The following is an 18,299-nucleotide window of genomic DNA, read 5'->3' on the forward strand; positions in this document are numbered from 1 at the left end:
GATCGGTCATTGCGCTTCCCTCTTGTGTTGGCGGCGCCAGGCGCGCAGCGTGCTGAGTAGCAGAAACGCCACCAGCGCCGGCAGGACGTAATACAGCATCAGTTTTTCAAGCCGGGTAGCCAGGGGCATGCCGAACGTGAACGAGACCACATGCAACGCGTACACCAGGTACAGGCCCAGCAATACCAGGCCTTCGGCGCGGGTGACCCGGTAACCGGTGTAGAACACCGGCAGGCACAGCGCCACCACGGCGAGCATCACCGGCAAGTCGAAATCGAGGGCGTTGGGCGATACCGACAGCGGTGACGGCGCTACCAATGCAGTAAACCCCAACACACCGAGCAGGTTGAACAGGCTGCTGCCGATCACATTGCCCACAGCAATCTCGCGCTCGCCGCGCACGGCGGCAATCAATGAGGTGGCCAGGCACGGTAACGAAGTGCCGACGCCGATCAAGGTCAGGCCAACGATGCGTTCCGACAAGCCCAGGTCGCTCGCCACGTCCACCGCCGCGCCCAGCAGCAAGTGCCCGGCCAGCACCAGAATCAATAGCCCGCCGAGCATCAGCAACACGCTGCTCAACCACGGCGCCCTGGCCACGGTGTCCAGCGTGCGCGGGCGCCGGGAATGGCGGGTCTGGTAATGCAGCACACCCAGGTAGGCCACCAGCGCCGCGAGCAGTACCAGCCCGTCAGCGGGCGTCAGCTCTTCATTGGCCGACAGGGTAAACACCAGCAGCGCGGCGCAAATCATCACCGGGATGTCCAGGCGCACCAGTTGCCGCGATACCCGCAGCGGGATGATCAACGCAGACAGGCCCAGGGTGACGAGGATGTTGAAAATGCTGCTGCCGATCACGCTGCCCACGGCGATATCGGTATTGCCGGCCAGGGTGGCTTGCAGGCTGACGGTCATCTGCGGCGCGCTGCTGCCGAAGGCGACGATGCTCAAGCCGATGATCAGCGGCCGCACCTTGAGGCTGGCCGCCAGGCGCACGGCGGCGCGCACCAGGATTTCGGCGCCGAGGATCAGCAGCAGCAGGCCGCTGACCAATTCGAGCAGGCTGAAGGGCGAGAGGGCGGTGAGTGCGGAAATAGCCAAGACTCCTGTCAGTTGCTCAGCGCTTGCACGCGAACCCGCGCGGTGCCACGGCCCAGCATACCGAGCTGCTCAGCCGCTTTGCGGGAAACATCGATCAGGCGACCACGGGTGTGCGGGCCGCGATCATTCACACGCAGCACCACGGATCTGTTGTTGTCGAGATTGGTCACCTTGACCCGCGTGCCGAAGGGCAAGCGCCGATGGGCGGCGGTCAGGGCGTTTTGGTTGAAGGGTTCACCGCTGGCGGTTTTATTGCCATGGTGCTTGGCGCCGTAATAGGAGGCGGTGCCGGTTTCGTCGTAGCCGTTGGGGTCGATGAGGCCGCTGGCGCAACCGGCCAGCAGAGAGAACAGGGCCAGGAGGCCGAGTAGACGCTTCATGTTCAACAACCCCCCCAATTGATCGTTCCCACGCTCTGCGTGGGAATGCAGCCCGTGACGCTGCGCGTCACAAAAGCGGACGCGGGGCGTCCAGTGAGGCGTTCCCACGCGGAGCGTGGGAACGATCAAGTGTCAGCCTTCGAGCTTGCTTTTGAGCAGTTCGTTCACCTGTTGCGGGTTGGCTTTGCCTTTGGAGGCTTTCATCGCCTGGCCGACAAAGAAGCCGAACATCTTGCCGCGCTTGGCTTCGTCTGCCCCACGGTATTGTTCAACTTGCTCGGCATTGGCGGCGAGCATCTCATCGAGCACGGCCGAAATAGCGCCGCTGTCGGTGACTTGCTTGAGGCCACGCTTCTCGATGATGTCGTCGGCGCTGCCTTCGCCTGCGGCCATCGCTTCAAACACGGTCTTGGCGATTTTGCCGGAGATGGTGTTGTCCTTGATGCGCAGCAGCATGCCGCCCAACTGCTCGGCGGTCACCGGGGCTTCGTCGATCTCCAGGCCCTGCTTGTTCAACAGGCTGCCCAGCTCAACCATCACCCAGTTGGCCGCCAGCTTGGCGTCGCCGGCAATGCTCACGACTTTTTCGAAGTAGTCGGCTTGTTCACGGCTGGAGGCCAGTACGCTGGCATCGTAGACCGACAGGCCGAACTGTTCCTGGAAACGCTCGCGTTTTTGCGGCGGCAATTCCGGCAGGGTGGCACGCACGTCATTCAGGAACGAGTCTTCGATGATCACCGGCAACAGGTCCGGGTCGGGGAAGTAACGGTAGTCGTTGGCTTCCTCTTTGCTGCGCATGGCGCGGGTTTCGTCTTTGTTCGGGTCATACAGGCGCGTTTGCTGGATCACCTTGCCGCCGTCTTCGATCAGCTCGATCTGGCGACGCACTTCGGTGTTGATCGCCTTCTCGATGAAACGGAACGAGTTGACGTTCTTGATCTCGCAGCGCGTGCCGTACTCGGCCTGGCCTTTTGGCCGCACCGACACGTTGCAGTCGCAACGCAGCGAACCTTCGGCCATGTTGCCGTCGCAGATACCCAGGTAACGCACCAGCGCATGGATAGTCTTGACGTAAGCCACGGCTTCCTTGGCGCTGCGCATGTCCGGCTCGGAGACGATCTCCAGCAGCGGCGTGCCGGCGCGGTTCAGGTCGATGCCGGTGGCGCCGTTGAATTCTTCATGCAGGCTCTTGCCGGCATCTTCTTCCAGGTGCGCACGGGTGACGCCGACACGCTTGATGGTGCCGTCTTCCAGGGGGATGTCCAGGTAGCCCTTGCCGACGATCGGCAATTCCATCTGGCTGATCTGGTAGCCCTTGGGCAGGTCCGGGTAGAAGTAGTTTTTGCGCGCAAACACGTTGTGTTGGCCGATCTCGGCGTCAATCGCCAGGCCGAACATCACCGCCATGCGCACCGCTTCCTCGTTCAGCACCGGCAGTACGCCGGGCATGCCCAGGTCTACCAGGCTGGCCTGGGTATTGGGTTCTGCGCCGAACGTGGTGGCGCTACCGGAGAAAATCTTCGATTGGGTGGCGAGCTGGGTATGAATCTCCAGCCCGATCACAACTTCCCATTGCATAGTGTTCTCCTCAGAAGCCGGTAGGGGTGCGAGTGTGCCAGTCGGTGTTCAACTGGTACTGGTGCGCCACATTGAGCAGGCGGCCTTCCTGGAAATACGGGGCGAGCAATTGCACGCCGACCGGCAGGCCATCGACGAAACCTGCGGGCATGGACAAGCCCGGCAAGCCCGCGAGGTTGGCGGTGATGGTGTAGAGGTCTTCCAGGTACTCGGCGATCGGGTCGCCGGTCTTGGCGCCGATCTTCCAGGCCGGGTTCGGCGTGGTCGGGCCGAGGATCACGTCGACTTCTTCAAAGGCGGCCATGAAGTCGTTCTTGATCAGGCGGCGGATCTTTTGCGCCTTGAGGTAGTACGCGTCGTAGTAACCGGCGGACAGCGCGTAGGCACCGACCATGATCCGGCGTTGCACTTCGGCGCCGAAGCCTTCGCCACGGGAGCGTTTGTACAGGTCGGTGAGGTCTTTCGGGTTTTCGCAGCGGTAGCCGAAACGCACGCCGTCGAAACGCGACAGGTTCGAGGAGGCTTCTGCCGGCGCGATCACGTAGTACGCAGGAATCGCGTGCTGGTTGTTCGGCAGGCTGATTTCCTTGATCACGGCGCCGAGCTTTTCCAGCTCTTTGATGCTGTTGTGCACCAATTCGGCGATACGCGGGTCGAGACCGGCACTGAAATACTCTTTCGGCACGCCGATACGCAGGCCTTTAAGCGAGGTATTAAGGCTGGCGCTGTAGTCCGGCACCGGCTCATCGATGCTGGTGGAGTCCTGTTTATCGAACCCGGCCATACCTTGTAACAATATTGCGCAGTCTTCTGCCGTGCGTGCCAGCGGGCCGCCCTGATCGAGGCTGGAGGCGTAGGCAATCATGCCCCAGCGGGAAACGCGACCGTAGGTCGGCTTCAAACCGGTGAGGTTGGTGAAGGCTGCGGGCTGGCGGATCGAGCCGCCGGTGTCGGTGGCGGTCGCGGCCGGCAGGAAGCGCGCAGCAACGGCGGCAGCCGAACCGCCCGATGAACCGCCGGGCACGTGTTCCAGGTTCCACGGGTTTTTAACTGCGCCGTAGTAGCTCGACTCGTTGGCCGAACCCATGGCGAATTCGTCCATGTTGGTCTTGCCCAGAGTCACGGCCCCGGCGGCAGCCAGCTTGGACACCACGGTGGCGTCGTAGGGCGCCTTGAAGTTATCGAGCATCTTCGAGCCGCAGCTGGTGCGAATGCCCTGGGTGCAGAACAGGTCTTTGTGGGCGATCGGTGCGCCCAGCAGTGCGCCGTTTTCACCGTTGGCGCGACGTGCGTCGGCGGCCTTGGCCTGGCTCAGGGCCAGCTCCTCGGTGAGGCTGATAAAGCTGTTGACCTTGGGGTCCAGCGCGGCAATACGCGCCAGCAGGGTCTGGGTCAGCTCTTCGGAAGAAAACTTTTTGTCGGCGAGACCGCGGGCGATCTCGGCCAGAGTCATGTGATGCATGAAAGGCTCTTTCCCTTTAGTCGATGACTTTCGGAACCAGGTACAGGCCGTTTTCGACCGCTGGCGCGATGGACTGGTAGGCCTCGCGATTATTTCGCTCGGTCACAACGTCTGCGCGCAGGCGCTGGCTGGCTTCCAGCGGGTGAGCCAGGGGCTCGATGCCGTCAGTATTCACGGCCTGCATTTGGTCGACCAGCCCGAGAATGCTGTTCAGGGCTGCGGTGGTCTGTGGAAGATCGGCGTCATTCAGGCCAAGCGAGGCCAGATGCGCGATTTTTTCCACGTCGGAGCGTTCAAGCGCCATGGGTTTCTCCAGTGGAAAACAGAACGGAGGGCATCCGTGTGTTAGATTGTCGGAACACTACCGCATTTCTACGGTCATAAGGCCGCGATTGTGGGGGTTGGTGCACAGAAAGTCGGCCAATTTAGCACATTGGCGCCTTGCCCAAAATCCCTGTCGTTGTTAGAGTTTGCCGCACTTTTTTACCCACGCGTTGCCTAGGGTCCTTTCCCCATGTTCAAGAAACTGCGTGGCATGTTTTCCAGCGATCTTTCCATTGACCTGGGCACTGCCAACACCCTTATTTACGTGCGCGAGCGCGGTATAGTTCTGAATGAGCCATCGGTTGTGGCCATTCGGACCCATGGTAATCAGAAAAGTGTCGTTGCCGTAGGCACCGAGGCCAAGCGCATGCTCGGCCGTACACCAGGCAATATTGCTGCCATTCGTCCGATGAAAGACGGCGTGATCGCCGACTTCAGCGTCTGCGAAAAGATGCTGCAGTACTTCATCAACAAAGTTCACGAAAACAGCTTTCTGCAGCCCAGCCCTCGTGTGCTGATCTGCGTTCCGTGCAAGTCCACCCAGGTGGAGCGTCGTGCCATCCGTGAATCGGCCCTTGGCGCCGGTGCCCGCGAAGTGTTCCTGATCGAAGAGCCTATGGCTGCCGCAATCGGCGCCGGCCTGCCGGTTGAGGAAGCGCGCGGTTCGATGGTGGTGGATATCGGTGGTGGCACTACCGAGATCGCCCTGATTTCCCTGAACGGTGTGGTGTATGCCGAATCCGTGCGTGTAGGCGGCGACCGTTTCGACGAAGCGATCATCACGTATGTGCGTCGTAACTACGGCAGCCTGATCGGCGAATCTACCGCTGAGCGCATCAAGCAGGAAATCGGCACCGCTTACCCGGGCGGCGAAGTTCGCGAAGTGGATGTTCGCGGTCGCAACCTGGCCGAAGGCGTTCCACGTGCCTTCACCCTGAACTCCAATGAAGTGCTGGAAGCTCTGCAAGAGTCCCTGGCCACTATCGTTCAGGCTGTGAAAAGCGCTCTGGAGCAATCGCCGCCGGAACTGGCTTCCGATATCGCCGAGCGTGGCCTGGTGCTGACCGGTGGTGGCGCCTTGCTGCGTGACCTCGACAAGCTGCTGGCCCAGGAAACCGGCCTGCCGGTGATCGTCGCCGAAGACCCGCTGACCTGCGTTGCCCGTGGCGGTGGTCGTGCACTGGAAATGATGGATAAACACACCATGGACCTGCTCTCCAGCGAATAAGATCGTTGGTTGCGCCATGCTTCGCCCACAGGCAGCACTTTGCAGTGCTGCCTGTTGGCGTTTATCTTCTTCAATCTGCATCCAGGCCGGTTTGATGCCGTATGAATAAAGAGAACATTTGCCTGGGAGGAGCGGCTTATTAAACCGCTTTTCGCCAAAGGCCCCTCATTGGGCGTGCGCTTATTGGTGCTGGTCGTGCTTTCGGTCGCGCTGATGGTGGTCGATGCCCGTTTTGCACTGCTCAAGCCCGTGCGTAGCCAGATGTCGCTGGTGTTGATGCAGACTTACTGGATCACCGACCTGCCGCAGCGTCTCTACCAGGGTGTGGCCAGCCAATTCGGCAGCCGTACCGAGCTGGTCGCCGAGAACGAAAAACTCAAGACTGAAAACCTGCTGTTGCAGGGGCGCATGCAAAAGCTCGCGGCCCTCACCGAGCAGAACGTTCGGCTGCGCGAGTTGCTCAATTCTTCGGCACTGGTCAACGAGAAGGTCGAAGTGGCCGAGTTGATCGGCATGGACCCCAACCCCTTTACCCACCGTATCATCATCAACAAGGGTGAGCGCGACGGTGTCGTGCTGGGCCAGCCGGTGCTCGATGCCCGAGGCCTGATGGGCCAGGTAGTGGAGCTTATGCCCTACACCTCGCGGGTATTGTTGCTGACGGACACCACCCACAGCATTCCGGTACAGGTCAACCGTAACGGCCTGCGCGCCATTGCCAGCGGCACCGGCAACCCGGAACGCCTGGAATTGCGGCATGTGGCCGACACCGCCGACATCAAGGAAGGCGACCTGCTGGTCAGCTCCGGTTTGGGCCAGCGCTTCCCGGCGGGTTACCCGGTGGCGACGGTCAAGGAAGTGATCCACGATTCCGGCCAGCCGTTTGCCATTGTGCGTGCAGTCCCGACCGCTGCCTTGAACCGCAGCCGCTACCTGCTGCTGGTGTTCAGCGACAACCGCACCCCGGAAGAGCGCGTCAACGACGCCGCTCAAGCCCAGGAAGCGGAAGACAAGCAGAACGGTACAACGCCGATCGTTCCCGCAACGGTGCCCAAGCCAGCCTTTGTTGGGCCGCCTGCACCGGTGGCAACTCCGGCAGCGCCGGTGGCGACGCCCGTCAAACCTGCCGCCCACAACGCCCGCCCGGCTAAGCCCGCCGCAGCCAAACCGCCTGCGACAACGCCTGCCGCCACGCCTGCCGCTCGGCCAGCGGCCGCAGCCCCGGCAACCACGCGGCAGAGGGAGGAATAATGGCCGGTACTCATTCGCGTAATGGCTGGATCGTCTGGCTGACTTTCGCCATCGGTTTGCTGCTCAGCGTTTCGCCGCTGCCGCAATTCATGGAGATCCTGCGACCGCTCTGGCTGGCGTTGCTGCTGGCCTTCTGGTCGCTGACCCTGCCGCACAAAGTCGGGATGGTTACGGCAATGTGCCTGGGCTTGGCGGAAGACGTGCTCTATGGCACCTTGCTGGGTCAGAACGCATTGATCCTCACGCTGATTACCTTCCTGGTGCTGTCGTTGCAGCAGCGTTTGCGCATGTTCCCGATGTGGCAACAGTGCCTGGTGATCCTGGTGATCTTCGGCCTCGCGCAGTTGGTGCAACTGTGGCTCAGCGCCTTGACCGGCAACCGCCAACCAACCTTGGCGCTGGTGTTGCCGGCGTTAGTCAGTGCGCTGTTGTGGCCTTGGGTCAGTTTCGGCCTGCGTGGGTTACGTCGTCGCTATAAAATCAATTGAATGGATTGCGAGGCTCTGCCTGGTTATCAAACCCTACAGGGAGAGTCTGCAATGAATTCGCTTTACCTGGCCTCGGGCTCACCGAGGCGGCGTGAACTGTTGACCCAGATCGGTGTGCCTTTCACCGTGGTCAGTGCCGCCATTGACGAAACCCCTCTTACCCATGAACCCGCCGTTGCCTACGTCGAGCGCCTTGCGCGCGGCAAGGCCACGGCGGGTTTTGCCGCGCTTGAACACGCCTCGGGCGCCTGTGTGCTGGGCGCCGATACGGCGGTGATCGTGGATGGCCAGATCCTTGGCAAGCCCGTGGACCAGGCCGATGCCTTGGCGATGCTGATGGCGCTTTCCGGTCGTGAACATGAAGTGCTCACCGCCATAGCCCTCACCGACGGCCAGCGCTGCGAAACCCGTTGTGTAAGCAGTCGTGTAGGTTTTCGCACTATTTCTGTCGAGGAAGCTACAACCTACTGGCACAGTGGCGAACCTGCGGACAAGGCGGGCGGCTATGCTATCCAGGGGCTGGGTTCGGTGTTTGTCGCCGGGCTCAATGGCAGCTATTCCGCTGTGGTCGGCCTGCCGGTGTGCGAAACCGCGCAACTGCTCGACCAATTCGGCATACCCTGTTGGCAAAACCTTACCGCGCGCTGAACGCCTTGATTTGCGCGCCAAGCCTTAAGCGATCGGTCACTATTGTGAAAACGCCTGAACGAGACCCAGCCATGAGTGAAGAGATTCTGATCAATATCACGCCGATGGAATCGCGCGTGGCGGTGGTAGAAAACGGTGTTCTGCAAGAAGTGCACGTCGAGCGCACCCAGAAGCGCGGGATCGTCGGCAATATCTATAAAGGCAAAGTGGTGCGCGTATTGCCGGGCATGCAGGCGGCTTTCGTCGACATCGGCCTGGACCGTGCTGCGTTTATCCACGCCTCGGAAATCTCCCTGCGTGAAGGCCCAGCAGTGGAAAGCATCAGCGCCCTGGTGCACGAAGGGCAGAGCCTGGTGGTGCAGGTCACCAAGGACCCCATCGGCTCCAAAGGCGCGCGGCTCACTACGCAACTGTCGATTCCTTCGCGCTATCTGGTGTACATGCCGCGTACCGCGCATGTGGGTATTTCCCTCAAGATCGAAGACGAAGCCGAGCGTGAGCGCCTGAAAAAGGTGGTCAGCGACTGCGTAGCGGCCGAAGGCATCAAGGAAGCCGGCGGGTTTATCCTGCGTACCGCCGCTGAAGGCGCCGGCGCCGACGAAATCCTCATGGACATCCGCTACCTGCGCAGGCTGTGGGACCAGATCGGCGCACAGATCAAAACCATTGGTGCGCCGAGCGTCATCTATGAAGACCTCGGTCTGGCGTTGCGTACCTTGCGTGATCTGGTCAGCCCCAAGATCGAGAAAATTCGCATCGACTCGCGGGAAACCTTCCAGCGCACCACGCAATTTGTCGCCGAGCTGATGCCGGAAATTGCCGACCGCCTGGAGCATTACCCTGGCGAGCGACCGATCTTCGACCTGTATGGTGTCGAAGATGAAATCCAGAAAGCCCTGGAGCGCAAAGTGCCGCTCAAGTCCGGCGGCTATCTGGTGGTGGACCCGGCGGAGGCCATGACCACCATCGACGTCAATACTGGCGCGTTCGTGGGCCATCGCAACCTCGAAGAAACCATCTTCAAGACCAACCTCGAAGCGGCCACTGCGATTGCCCGTCAGCTGCGCCTGCGCAATCTGGGCGGCATCATCATCATCGACTTCATCGACATGGAAGACGAAGAGCACCAGCGTCAAGTGCTGCGCACCCTGGAGAAGCAACTGGAGCGCGACCACGCCAAGACCAATATCATCGGCATCACCGAGCTTGGCCTGGTGCAGATGACCCGCAAACGCACTCGCGAAAGCCTTGAACAAGTGCTGTGCGAGCCGTGCAGCAGTTGCCAGGGACGCGGCAAACTGAAGACCCCGGAAACGGTTTGCTACGAGATTTTCCGCGAAATCTTACGGGAGGCACGTGCCTACCAGGCCGAAGGCTATAGAGTGCTTGCCAACCAGAAAGTGGTCGACCGATTGCTGGATGAAGAGTCCGGTAACGTCGCTGAGCTGGAGGGTTTTATCGGGCGCACCATTCGTTTCCAGGTCGAAACCATGTATTCCCAGGAACAATACGACGTGGTGCTGCTCTGATCCCCAATCGCTTTCTTTATTCGAGACCGGCAGGCATTGATCTGCCGTCCGCTAACTGCCTTGAGGGTCGCCTGACATGGAGCGTCTGACACGCTTTTTTGCCGCCTTGACCCGTTGGGGCCTGGGCCTGTGCGCCTTGCTGCTGGTATTGGCGGCGGTGTACGTGAGCCTGGGTCGTGAGTTGGTCCCACTGGTGGCGGAGTACCGCGCCGAAGTTGAAGCCAAGGCACAGGCTGCGGTGCAAATGCCCCTGCACATCGGCAGCCTCGAAGGGCGCTGGAGTGGTTTCGCGCCGATATTGATGGCCCACGACGTGATGGTCGGCGAAGGCAACAGCGCCTTGCGCCTGGATCAGGTTGAAGTGGTGCCGGATATCTGGGCCAGTCTGATGGCCCGCGAAGTGCGTATCGCCCACCTCGAAGTCAGCGGCCTGCAGTTGAGTGTCAAGGAAGACCAGGACGGCCACTGGGCGCTGCAAGGTTTGCCGGTACAGGACGACCAGCCGCTGGACCCGCAGCAGTTGCTCACGCGCATGCAGATGGTCAAGCGCGTGTCGTTGCTCGACAGCCAGGTGACATTGCAGCCGTTCGACCAGGCGCCATTGACCCTGACCTATGTGGGCCTGAGCCTGCATACCGGCAACACCCGCCAACGCCTGGATGCGCGCCTCACCCTGCCGGACGGCCAGCCTCTGGCCCTGAGCCTGCGCAGCCGTATTCGCGCCAGCGCATGGAAAGAGGGTGAAGTCGAAGCCTACCTGAGCCTGCCCCAAAGTGACTGGGCCAAATGGATTCCCGCCAGGCTGACCCAGCAATGGAAGCTCGCCCAGTTCAAAGCCGGTGGCGAGTTCTGGCTCAATTGGGCCAAGGGCACCGTGCAAAGTGCCGTGGTGCGCCTCAACTCAGCGCAAGTAAAGGGCAGTTACGCCGACCGCAAGCCTGTGCATATCGAAAACCTCGCCCTGACCGCCTACCTGCAACGCAGTGACAGTGGCCTAAAGGTGTTGTTCGATTCGCTGGCGATGAACATCGGCGACACCCGTTGGGAATCACACCTGCAACTGCAACAAAGCGTGGCAACCGACAAAGACCTGGAAACCTGGAAGCTTCAGGCTGATCGTCTTGACCTCACCCCGATTACCCCGCTGTTGAATGCCCTGGCGCCATTGCCGGAAGGTTTTGCCAAGACCATTGAGCACCTGAAGGCCACGGGCGTGTTGCGCAATGTATTGGTGGATTTCCGTCCGCAGGACACCACCGATAAAAAAGTCAGCTTCGCCGCCAACCTTGAGCGCATCGGTTTTGACGCGTACTTCGGTGCGCCGGCCGCACGGAACGTATCCGGGAGCATCAGTGGCGATTTGGGCCAGGGTGAGTTGCGTATGGACAGCAAGGATTTTTCCCTGCACCTGTACCCGATCTTCGCCAAGCCCTGGCAGTACATTCAGGCCAACGCGCGCCTGACATGGAAGCTGGATAAGGAAGGCTTCACCCTGATAGCCCCGTACATCAAGGTGCTGGGCGAAGAGGGCAAAGTGGCTGCCGACTTCTTGATTCGCCTGCATTTTGACCATGCCCAGGAAGATTACATGGACCTGCGGGTCGGTATGGTCGATGGCGATGGCCGTTTCACGCCCAAGTATTTGCCGGCCGTGTTGAGCCCGTCCCTGGATGAATGGCTGCGCACCGCAATTCTCAAAGGTGCGGTGGACCAAGGGTTCTTCCAGTACCAGGGCTCGCTCAACCATGACGCGCTGCCCGCTGCGCGCAACATCAGCTTGTTCTTCAAGGTGCATGACGCCGAACTGGCCTTCCAGCCGGGTTGGCCGCATGTGAGCAAGGTCAATGGCGAAGTGTTTGTCGAGGAGAGCGGCGTGCGCATCCTGGCCAGCAAGGGCCAGTTGCTCGACACCAAGGTCAAGGACGTCTACGTCAATATTCCCCACGCACCGGCCGGTAAAGACAGCCACTTGCTGATCACCGGCGGGTTTTCGGGCGGCCTGGGTGATGGTCTGAAGATCCTGCAGGATGCGCCGATAGGTACAGGGTCAACCTTTGCCGGCTGGAAGGGCGACGGTGACCTGCAAGGCAACCTGGACCTGGACATTCCGCTGGTCAAAGGCACCGAGCCCAAGATCGTGGTGGACTTCAAGACCGACAAAGCCCGTTTGCAATTGGCGGAGCCGACCTTGGACCTGACACAGCTCAAGGGCGACTTCCGCTTCGACAGCAGCAAGGGCTTGAGTGGCCAGAACATCTCGGCCCAGGCATTCGATCGGCCGATCACCGCGCAAATTGCTGCCGATGGCAAGTCGGGCAACATCAGTACCCGCGTCACCGCCAAAGGCCAGGTCACGGTCAAACGCCTGACCGATTGGTTGAAAATCAGCCAACCGTTGCCGGTGTCCGGTGATATTCCGTACCAGCTGCAGCTCACACTGGACGGCGCCGACAGCCAACTGATGGTCAGCTCCACCATGAAAGGCGTGGCGGTAGACCTGCCGGCGCCCTTCGGCATGCCCGCCAACCAGGGCCGTGACAGTGTGTTTCGCATGACCTTGCAGGGTGCCGAGCGGCGTTACTGGTTCGATTATGGCGAGCTGGCGAGCTTCACCTTTGCCTCGCCGCCGGACAAATTCAATGACGGGCGCGGGGAGTTGTTCCTTGGCGCCGGCAATGCCGTATTGCCCGCAGCCAAAGGTTTGCGTATTCGCGGTGTGCTGTCGGAACTGGACATCGACCCGTGGAAACAACTGGCCAACCGTTACGCCGGTAACGACCCGGGCGGCAGCGCCAAGCAATTGCTCAGTGGTGCCGACTTCAAAGTCGGCAAACTGACCGGTTTTGGCACCCAGCTGGATCAGGCCAATCTTCAGCTCGACCGCAAGCCCGCCGCCTGGGGCTTGCAGCTCGACAGCCAGCAGGCCAAGGGCACGGTCAACCTGCCGGACGCCAAGGGCGCGCCGATTGCGATCAACCTGCAATACGTAAAACTGCCGGCTGTGGACCCGACCGTGCAGGCCGACGAAAACGCACCGGACCCGTTGGCGGATATCGACCCCAAGGACATCCCTGCGCTGGATATCGCGATCAACCAGCTGTTCCAGGGCCCCGATCTGGTGGGCGCCTGGTCGCTGAAGATCCGCCCGACTGCCAAAGGCCTGGCCTTCAACAACCTCAACCTCGGCCTCAAGGGCATGCAGCTTAACGGTGCCGGCGGTTGGGAAGGCGCGCCGGGGGCCAGCAGCAGTTGGTACAAGGGCCGCCTGGACGGCAAGAACATTGCCGATGTGCTCAAGGGCTGGGGCTTTGCGCCGACCGTGACCAGCGAAGACTTCCACCTGGATGTGGATGGCCGTTGGCCGGGTTCGCCGGCGTGGGTGGGCCCCAAGCGTTTCTCCGGTAGCCTGGATGCGGCATTTCGTAAAGGCCAGTTTGTCGAAGTTGAAGGTGGCGCCCAGGCCCTGCGTGTGTTTGGTTTGCTCAACTTCAACTCCATCGGTCGCCGGTTGCGCCTGGACTTCTCGGACCTGCTTGGCAAGGGCTTGAGTTATGACCGGGTCAAAGGCTTGCTGGCCGCCAGTGATGGGGTGTTCGTCACCCGTGAACCCATCACCATGACCGGCCCTTCCACCAACCTGGAACTCAATGGCACCCTGGACCTGGTGGCTGACCGTGTCGACGCCAAACTGCTGGTCACGTTGCCGGTGACCAACAACCTGCCGATTGCTGCGCTGATTGTCGGCGCGCCCGCCATTGGCGGCGCGTTGTTCCTGATCGACAAGCTGATCGGTGACCGTGTTTCGCGCTTCGCCAGCGTGCAATACAAGGTGCAGGGCCCGTGGAAGGATCCAAAAATCACCTTCGACAAGCCATTTGAAAAGCCAAACTGAGAGCCTGTGGAGTAGCATGGCCGCATGCCTATTACGGAGTGTCGGCCCATGTCCTTTGCGGTAATTCAAATGGTCAGCCAGAGCGATGTGCTGGCCAACCTGGCCCAGGCCCGGCACTTGCTGGAGCAAGCGGCAGCGGGCGGGGCCAAGCTTGCGGTGCTGCCGGAAAACTTCGCCGCCATGGGCCGCCGCGACGTGGCCGATATTGGTCGCGCCGAAGCCTTGGGTGAAGGCCCGATCCTGCCCTGGTTGAAACAGACCGCCCGCGACCTCACCTTATGGATAGTGGCCGGCACTTTGCCGTTGCCGCCCCAGGACCAACCGCACGCCAAGTCAAACGCTTGCTCGCTATTGATCGATGATCAGGGCGAAATCGTCGCCCGTTACGACAAATTGCACCTGTTTGATGTCGACGTTGCAGATGCCAGGGGCCGTTATCGTGAATCCGACGACTATGCTTTCGGCAGCAATGTGGTGGTGGCGGACACGCCGGTGGGGCGTTTGGGCCTGACGGTGTGCTACGACCTGCGGTTCCCCGAGCTGTACAGCGAACTGCGTGCGGCGGGGGCAGAATTGATTACTGCGCCTTCGGCCTTTACGGCGGTGACCGGCGCTGCGCATTGGGATGTACTGATTCGAGCACGGGCCATCGAAACCCAATGCTACTTATTGGCCGCCGCTCAAGGCGGTGTGCACCCGGGGCCACGGGAAACCTTTGGCCACGCAGCCATTGTCGACCCTTGGGGGCGTGTGCTGGCACAACAGGATCAAGGCGAAGCGGTGTTGTTGGCCGAACGTGATAGCAGCGAACAGGCGTCGATAAGGACGCGCATGCCGGTGGTCAATCATCGGCGCTTTTTCTCGCAGGGCGCGCAGCGGCCTGCTTCAGAACGATGAATTTAAGGCCAAACCTATGAGCGAGTTGTTGTCCTCAGTCAGTGAACACCTCCTGGCACCCGGTGGCGTGACCATCGAAAGTTTGCAAACCGTGCTCGGTGATCTGGCCGGGCCAGGCATCGACGCGGCCGACCTGTATTTCCAGGGCCAGATTTCCGAGTCGTGGGCCCTTGAAGACGGCATCGTCAAGGAAGGCAGTTTCAATCTTGACCAAGGCGTAGGCGTGCGCGCGCAATCCGGTGAAAAGACCGGTTTTGCCTACAGCAACGCCATCACCCTTGAAGCCCTGGGCCTGGCGGCGCGTGCGGCGCGCTCGATTTCCCGCGCTGGTCAGAATGGCACCGTGCAGGCCTTCAGCACTCAGGACGTGGCCCAGTTGTACGCACCGGATAACCCGCTGGAAGTGATCAGCCGCGCGGAAAAGGTTGAATTGCTCAAGCGTATCGACGCCGCCACCCGCGCCCTCGACCCACGTATTCAGCAAGTGACCGTGAGCATGGCCGGCGTATGGGAGCGCATTCTGGTGGCGTCCACGGACGGCGGGCTGGCGGCAGACGTGCGGCCGCTGGTGCGTTTCAACGTGAGTGTCATTGTCGAGCAGAATGGTCGCCGCGAGCGCGGTGGCCATGGCGGTGGCGGGCGTACCGACTACCGTTATTTCCTCACTGACGACCGCGCCATGGGGTATGCCCGTGAAGCGCTGCGTCAGGCGCTGGTCAACCTGGAAGCCATTCCGGCGCCGGCCGGTACTTTGCCGGTGGTGTTGGGCTCGGGCTGGTCCGGCGTGCTGCTGCACGAAGCCGTTGGCCATGGCCTGGAAGGTGACTTCAACCGCAAAGGCAGTTCGGCCTACAGCGGGCGGATGGGTGAAATGGTTGCGTCCAAGCTCTGCACCATCGTCGATGACGGCACCCTGGCCGGCCGGCGTGGCTCGCTGAGTGTCGACGACGAAGGCACGCCGACCGAATGCACCACGCTGATTGAAAACGGCGTGCTCAAGGGCTACATGCAAGACAAGCTCAACGCCCGCCTGATGGGTGTGGCACGTACCGGCAACGGCCGTCGCGAGTCGTATGCGCACCTGCCGATGCCGCGCATGACCAACACCTACATGCTCGGTGGCGAAAGCGACCCCGCAGAAATCATCGCCTCGGTAAAACGCGGGATCTACTGCGCCAACCTCGGCGGCGGCCAGGTGGATATCACCAGCGGCAAGTTCGTGTTTTCCACCAGCGAAGCGTATCTGATCGAAGACGGCAAGATTACCGCGCCGGTCAAAGGGGCGACGTTGATTGGCAATGGGCCGGAAGCGATGAGCAAGGTGTCGATGGTCGGTAACGACCTGTCGCTGGACAGCGGTGTGGGCACGTGCGGTAAGGATGGGCAGTCGGTGCCGGTCGGCGTCGGTCAGCCAACCTTGAAAATCGATGCGATTACCGTGGGTGGCACGGGGTCGTAATGGCCCAAGCTTCGGGTGGCGAAGAACGCCACCCGGGGAAGAGGATCAACGCAGGCCGCGTTGAGTCTCGTCCAGCTCACGGATGTACTTGAAGATTTTACGGCTGGTGGCCGGCGCCTTGTTATGCGCCTGCTCGTGCTGGGCCTGACGGATCAGGGAGCGCAGTTGCTGGCGGTCCGCGTCCGGGTAGTCCAGCACGAATTTCTCCAGCACCGCGTCATCGCCCGAAATCAGGCGGTCACGCCAGCGCTCCAGGTTATGGAAGCGTTCGTTGTATTGGCGAGTGGAGGCATCGGTTTGATCAAGCAACGCCAGAATCGCGTCGGTGTCCTGATCGCGCATCAGCTTGCCGATAAACATGATGTGCCGTTTACGCGCGATATTCGCGGTGTGCTTGGGAGCATCCGCAAGCGCCCGGCGCATTTCGTCGGTCAATGGCAATTTGGCAATCAAGTCTTTCTTGAGCGTTGTAAGACGCTCGCCGAGGTCAACCAGCGCATGCAGCTCGCGTTTGACCTGGGTTTTGCTTTTCTCCCCATCGAGGGAGTCGTCGTAAGAATCAACCATGGTGGCAGTCCGCAAAGAAACGCCGCCATGATAACCAGTCGGGGGCCGCTTGTCCGGCCCGGTCGCTCGATGGCCTTAACCGAAAGCAGAATTTGAGTGGAGAAAACCATGAGTGCAGCCCAAAGCGTCGGTCCGCAAGCGTTACCGGCACTGCAGGAACAAGTCGAGCAGATCCTTGCCGAGGCCAAGCGCCAGGGGGCCAGTGCCTGTGAAGTAGCCGTTTCGCTGGAGCAGGGGCTGTCGACGTCGGTGCGCCAGCGTGAAGTGGAAACCGTCGAGTTCAATCGCGACCAGGGTTTTGGTATCACGTTGTATGCCGGGCAGCGCAAAGGCTCGGCCAGTACCTCCGCCAGTGGGCCGGAAGCGATTCGTGAAACCGTCGCGGCCGCGCTGGCGATTGCCAAGCACACTTCCGAAGATGAAAGCTCGGGCCTGGCCGACAAAGCACTGATGGCCAAGGACTTGAAGGACTTTGATCTGTTTCACGCCTGGGACATCACGCCCGAGCAAGCGATCGAAAAGGCGCTGATCTGCGAAGCCGCCGCGTTTGATGCCGATGCCCGCATCAAGAACGCCGATGGCACCACGTTGAGCACACATCAAGGCTGCCGTGTCTACGGTAACAGCCATGGTTTTATCGGCGGTTATGCCTCCACTCGGCATAGCTTGAGCTGCGTGATGATCGCCGAAGCCAATGGCCAGATGCAGCGCGATTACTGGTACGACGTGAGCCGTCAGGGCGAATTGCTGGCCGATCCGGTCAGCATCGGCCAGCGCGCGGCGCAACGTGCAGCCAGCCGCCTGGGCGCGCGCCCGGTACCAACCTGTGAAGTGCCGGTGCTGTTTTCGGCTGAGCTGGCCGGTGGGTTGTTCGGCAGTTTCCTGGGCGCGATTTCCGGCGGCAATCTGTACCGAAAATCCTCGTTCCTTGAGGGTGCGATTGGCCAGAAGCTGTTTCCTGAATGGCTGACCCTCGATGAGCGCCCGCATTTGATGCGTGCCATGGGCAGTTCGGCATTCGACGGTGATGGCCTGGCCACCTATGCCAAACCGTTCGTCGAGAACGGCGAGTTGGTGTCCTACGTACTGGGCACTTACGCCGGTCGCAAGCTGGGCCTGCCAAGCACGGCGAATGCCGGTGGCGTGCACAACCTGTTCGTCACCCATGGCGACGAAGACCAGGCAGCGCTGTTGCGTCGTATGGGGCGCGGTCTGCTGGTCACCGAGCTGATGGGCAGTGGCCTGAACATGGTGACCGGTGATTACTCGCGCGGCGCGGCGGGTTTCTGGGTAGAAAATGGCGAGATTCAGTTCGCTGTCCAGGAAGTGACGATTGCCGGCAACATGCGCGATATGTTCAAGCAGATCGTCGCAGTGGGGAATGACCTTGAGCTGCGCAGTAACATTCGCACCGGTTCGGTGCTGATTGAGCGAATGACCGTCGCCGGCAGTTAACGGCGCGGCGCTTCATGTAAAGGCACACCATCCTCGAGAT

15 protein-coding genes are annotated in these 18,299 nt (G+C 61.1%); 9 read left to right on the forward strand and 6 right to left on the reverse strand.

Annotated features, from left to right (window positions below):
* Positions 1 to 6: 6 nt before the first annotated feature.
* From BLV67_RS01555 to gatC, 5 genes are all read right to left on the reverse strand, one after another.
* The gene (locus BLV67_RS01555; protein ID WP_074854412.1) at positions 7 to 1,053 is read right to left on the reverse strand and encodes a calcium/sodium antiporter; all 1,047 of its coding nucleotides are present in this window, start codon (positions 1,051 to 1,053) and stop codon (positions 7 to 9) included.
* 56 nt (positions 1,054 to 1,109) lie between these two features.
* Positions 1,110 to 1,481, reverse strand: coding sequence for a septal ring lytic transglycosylase RlpA family protein (locus BLV67_RS01560; RefSeq protein ID WP_065911567.1), 372 nt, complete (start codon positions 1,479 to 1,481; stop codon positions 1,110 to 1,112).
* Positions 1,482 to 1,613: 132 nt separating this feature from the next.
* On the reverse strand, positions 1,614 to 3,059 hold the full coding sequence (gene gatB, locus BLV67_RS01565; RefSeq protein ID WP_065911566.1) for an Asp-tRNA(Asn)/Glu-tRNA(Gln) amidotransferase subunit GatB: 1,446 nt from the start codon (positions 3,057 to 3,059) through the stop codon (positions 1,614 to 1,616).
* 10 nt (positions 3,060 to 3,069) lie between these two features.
* The gene (gatA, locus tag BLV67_RS01570; protein ID WP_065911562.1) at positions 3,070 to 4,521 is read right to left on the reverse strand and encodes an Asp-tRNA(Asn)/Glu-tRNA(Gln) amidotransferase subunit GatA; all 1,452 of its coding nucleotides are present in this window, start codon (positions 4,519 to 4,521) and stop codon (positions 3,070 to 3,072) included.
* A gap of 16 nt (positions 4,522 to 4,537) precedes the next feature.
* Positions 4,538 to 4,825, reverse strand: a complete 288-nt coding sequence (gatC, locus tag BLV67_RS01575) for an Asp-tRNA(Asn)/Glu-tRNA(Gln) amidotransferase subunit GatC (protein ID WP_003188556.1) — start codon at positions 4,823 to 4,825, stop codon at positions 4,538 to 4,540.
* Between the two features lie 210 nt (positions 4,826 to 5,035).
* Between gatC and mreB the strand changes: the two genes are divergently transcribed.
* The 8 genes from mreB to tldD all read left to right on the forward strand — a co-directional run bounded on the left by mreB (position 5,036) and on the right by tldD (position 16,237).
* On the forward strand, positions 5,036 to 6,073 hold the full coding sequence (mreB, locus tag BLV67_RS01580; RefSeq protein WP_002555108.1) for a rod shape-determining protein MreB: 1,038 nt from the start codon (positions 5,036 to 5,038) through the stop codon (positions 6,071 to 6,073).
* Between the two features lie 186 nt (positions 6,074 to 6,259).
* Positions 6,260 to 7,324, forward strand: coding sequence for a rod shape-determining protein MreC (gene mreC, locus BLV67_RS01585; RefSeq protein WP_425272295.1), 1,065 nt, complete (start codon positions 6,260 to 6,262; stop codon positions 7,322 to 7,324).
* Positions 7,324 to 7,812 carry a rod shape-determining protein MreD gene (gene mreD / locus BLV67_RS01590; RefSeq protein WP_017138250.1) on the forward strand — a complete coding sequence of 163 codons (489 nt, stop codon included), beginning with the start codon at positions 7,324 to 7,326 and terminating at the stop codon, positions 7,810 to 7,812. Before mreC ends, mreD begins: the two co-directional genes overlap by 1 nt.
* 51 nt (positions 7,813 to 7,863) lie before the next feature.
* Complete coding sequence (locus BLV67_RS01595) at positions 7,864 to 8,460, forward strand: Maf family protein (RefSeq protein WP_069786072.1); 597 nt, start codon at positions 7,864 to 7,866, stop codon at positions 8,458 to 8,460.
* Positions 8,461 to 8,531: 71 nt separating this feature from the next.
* Complete coding sequence (gene rng / locus BLV67_RS01600; RefSeq protein ID WP_010213134.1) at positions 8,532 to 9,989, forward strand: ribonuclease G; 1,458 nt, start codon at positions 8,532 to 8,534, stop codon at positions 9,987 to 9,989.
* A gap of 76 nt (positions 9,990 to 10,065) precedes the next feature.
* On the forward strand, positions 10,066 to 13,881 hold the full coding sequence (locus BLV67_RS01605) for a YhdP family protein (protein ID WP_069786073.1): 3,816 nt from the start codon (positions 10,066 to 10,068) through the stop codon (positions 13,879 to 13,881).
* A gap of 48 nt (positions 13,882 to 13,929) precedes the next feature.
* Positions 13,930 to 14,778 (forward strand): carbon-nitrogen hydrolase family protein, encoded by an 849-nt coding sequence (locus BLV67_RS01610; RefSeq protein ID WP_069786074.1) that lies wholly within the window; start codon positions 13,930 to 13,932, stop codon positions 14,776 to 14,778.
* A gap of 16 nt (positions 14,779 to 14,794) precedes the next feature.
* Positions 14,795 to 16,237, forward strand: a complete 1,443-nt coding sequence (gene tldD, locus BLV67_RS01615; RefSeq protein ID WP_012722229.1) for a metalloprotease TldD — start codon at positions 14,795 to 14,797, stop codon at positions 16,235 to 16,237.
* Positions 16,238 to 16,282: 45 nt separating this feature from the next.
* Here tldD and yjgA read toward each other — a convergent pair whose 3' ends face one another.
* A complete protein-coding gene (gene yjgA / locus BLV67_RS01620) occupies positions 16,283 to 16,804 on the reverse strand; it encodes a ribosome biogenesis factor YjgA (protein WP_017138246.1) in 522 nt (173 codons plus the stop codon).
* A gap of 108 nt (positions 16,805 to 16,912) precedes the next feature.
* Here yjgA and pmbA point away from each other — a divergent pair, with 108 nt between their 5' ends.
* A complete protein-coding gene (gene pmbA / locus BLV67_RS01625; RefSeq protein WP_065930272.1) occupies positions 16,913 to 18,259 on the forward strand; it encodes a metalloprotease PmbA in 1,347 nt (448 codons plus the stop codon).
* Positions 18,260 to 18,299: the final 40 nt, after the last annotated feature.

This window comes from Pseudomonas salomonii (assembly GCF_900107155.1).
GTDB classification, from domain to species: Bacteria; Pseudomonadota; Gammaproteobacteria; order Pseudomonadales; family Pseudomonadaceae; genus Aquipseudomonas; species Aquipseudomonas salomonii.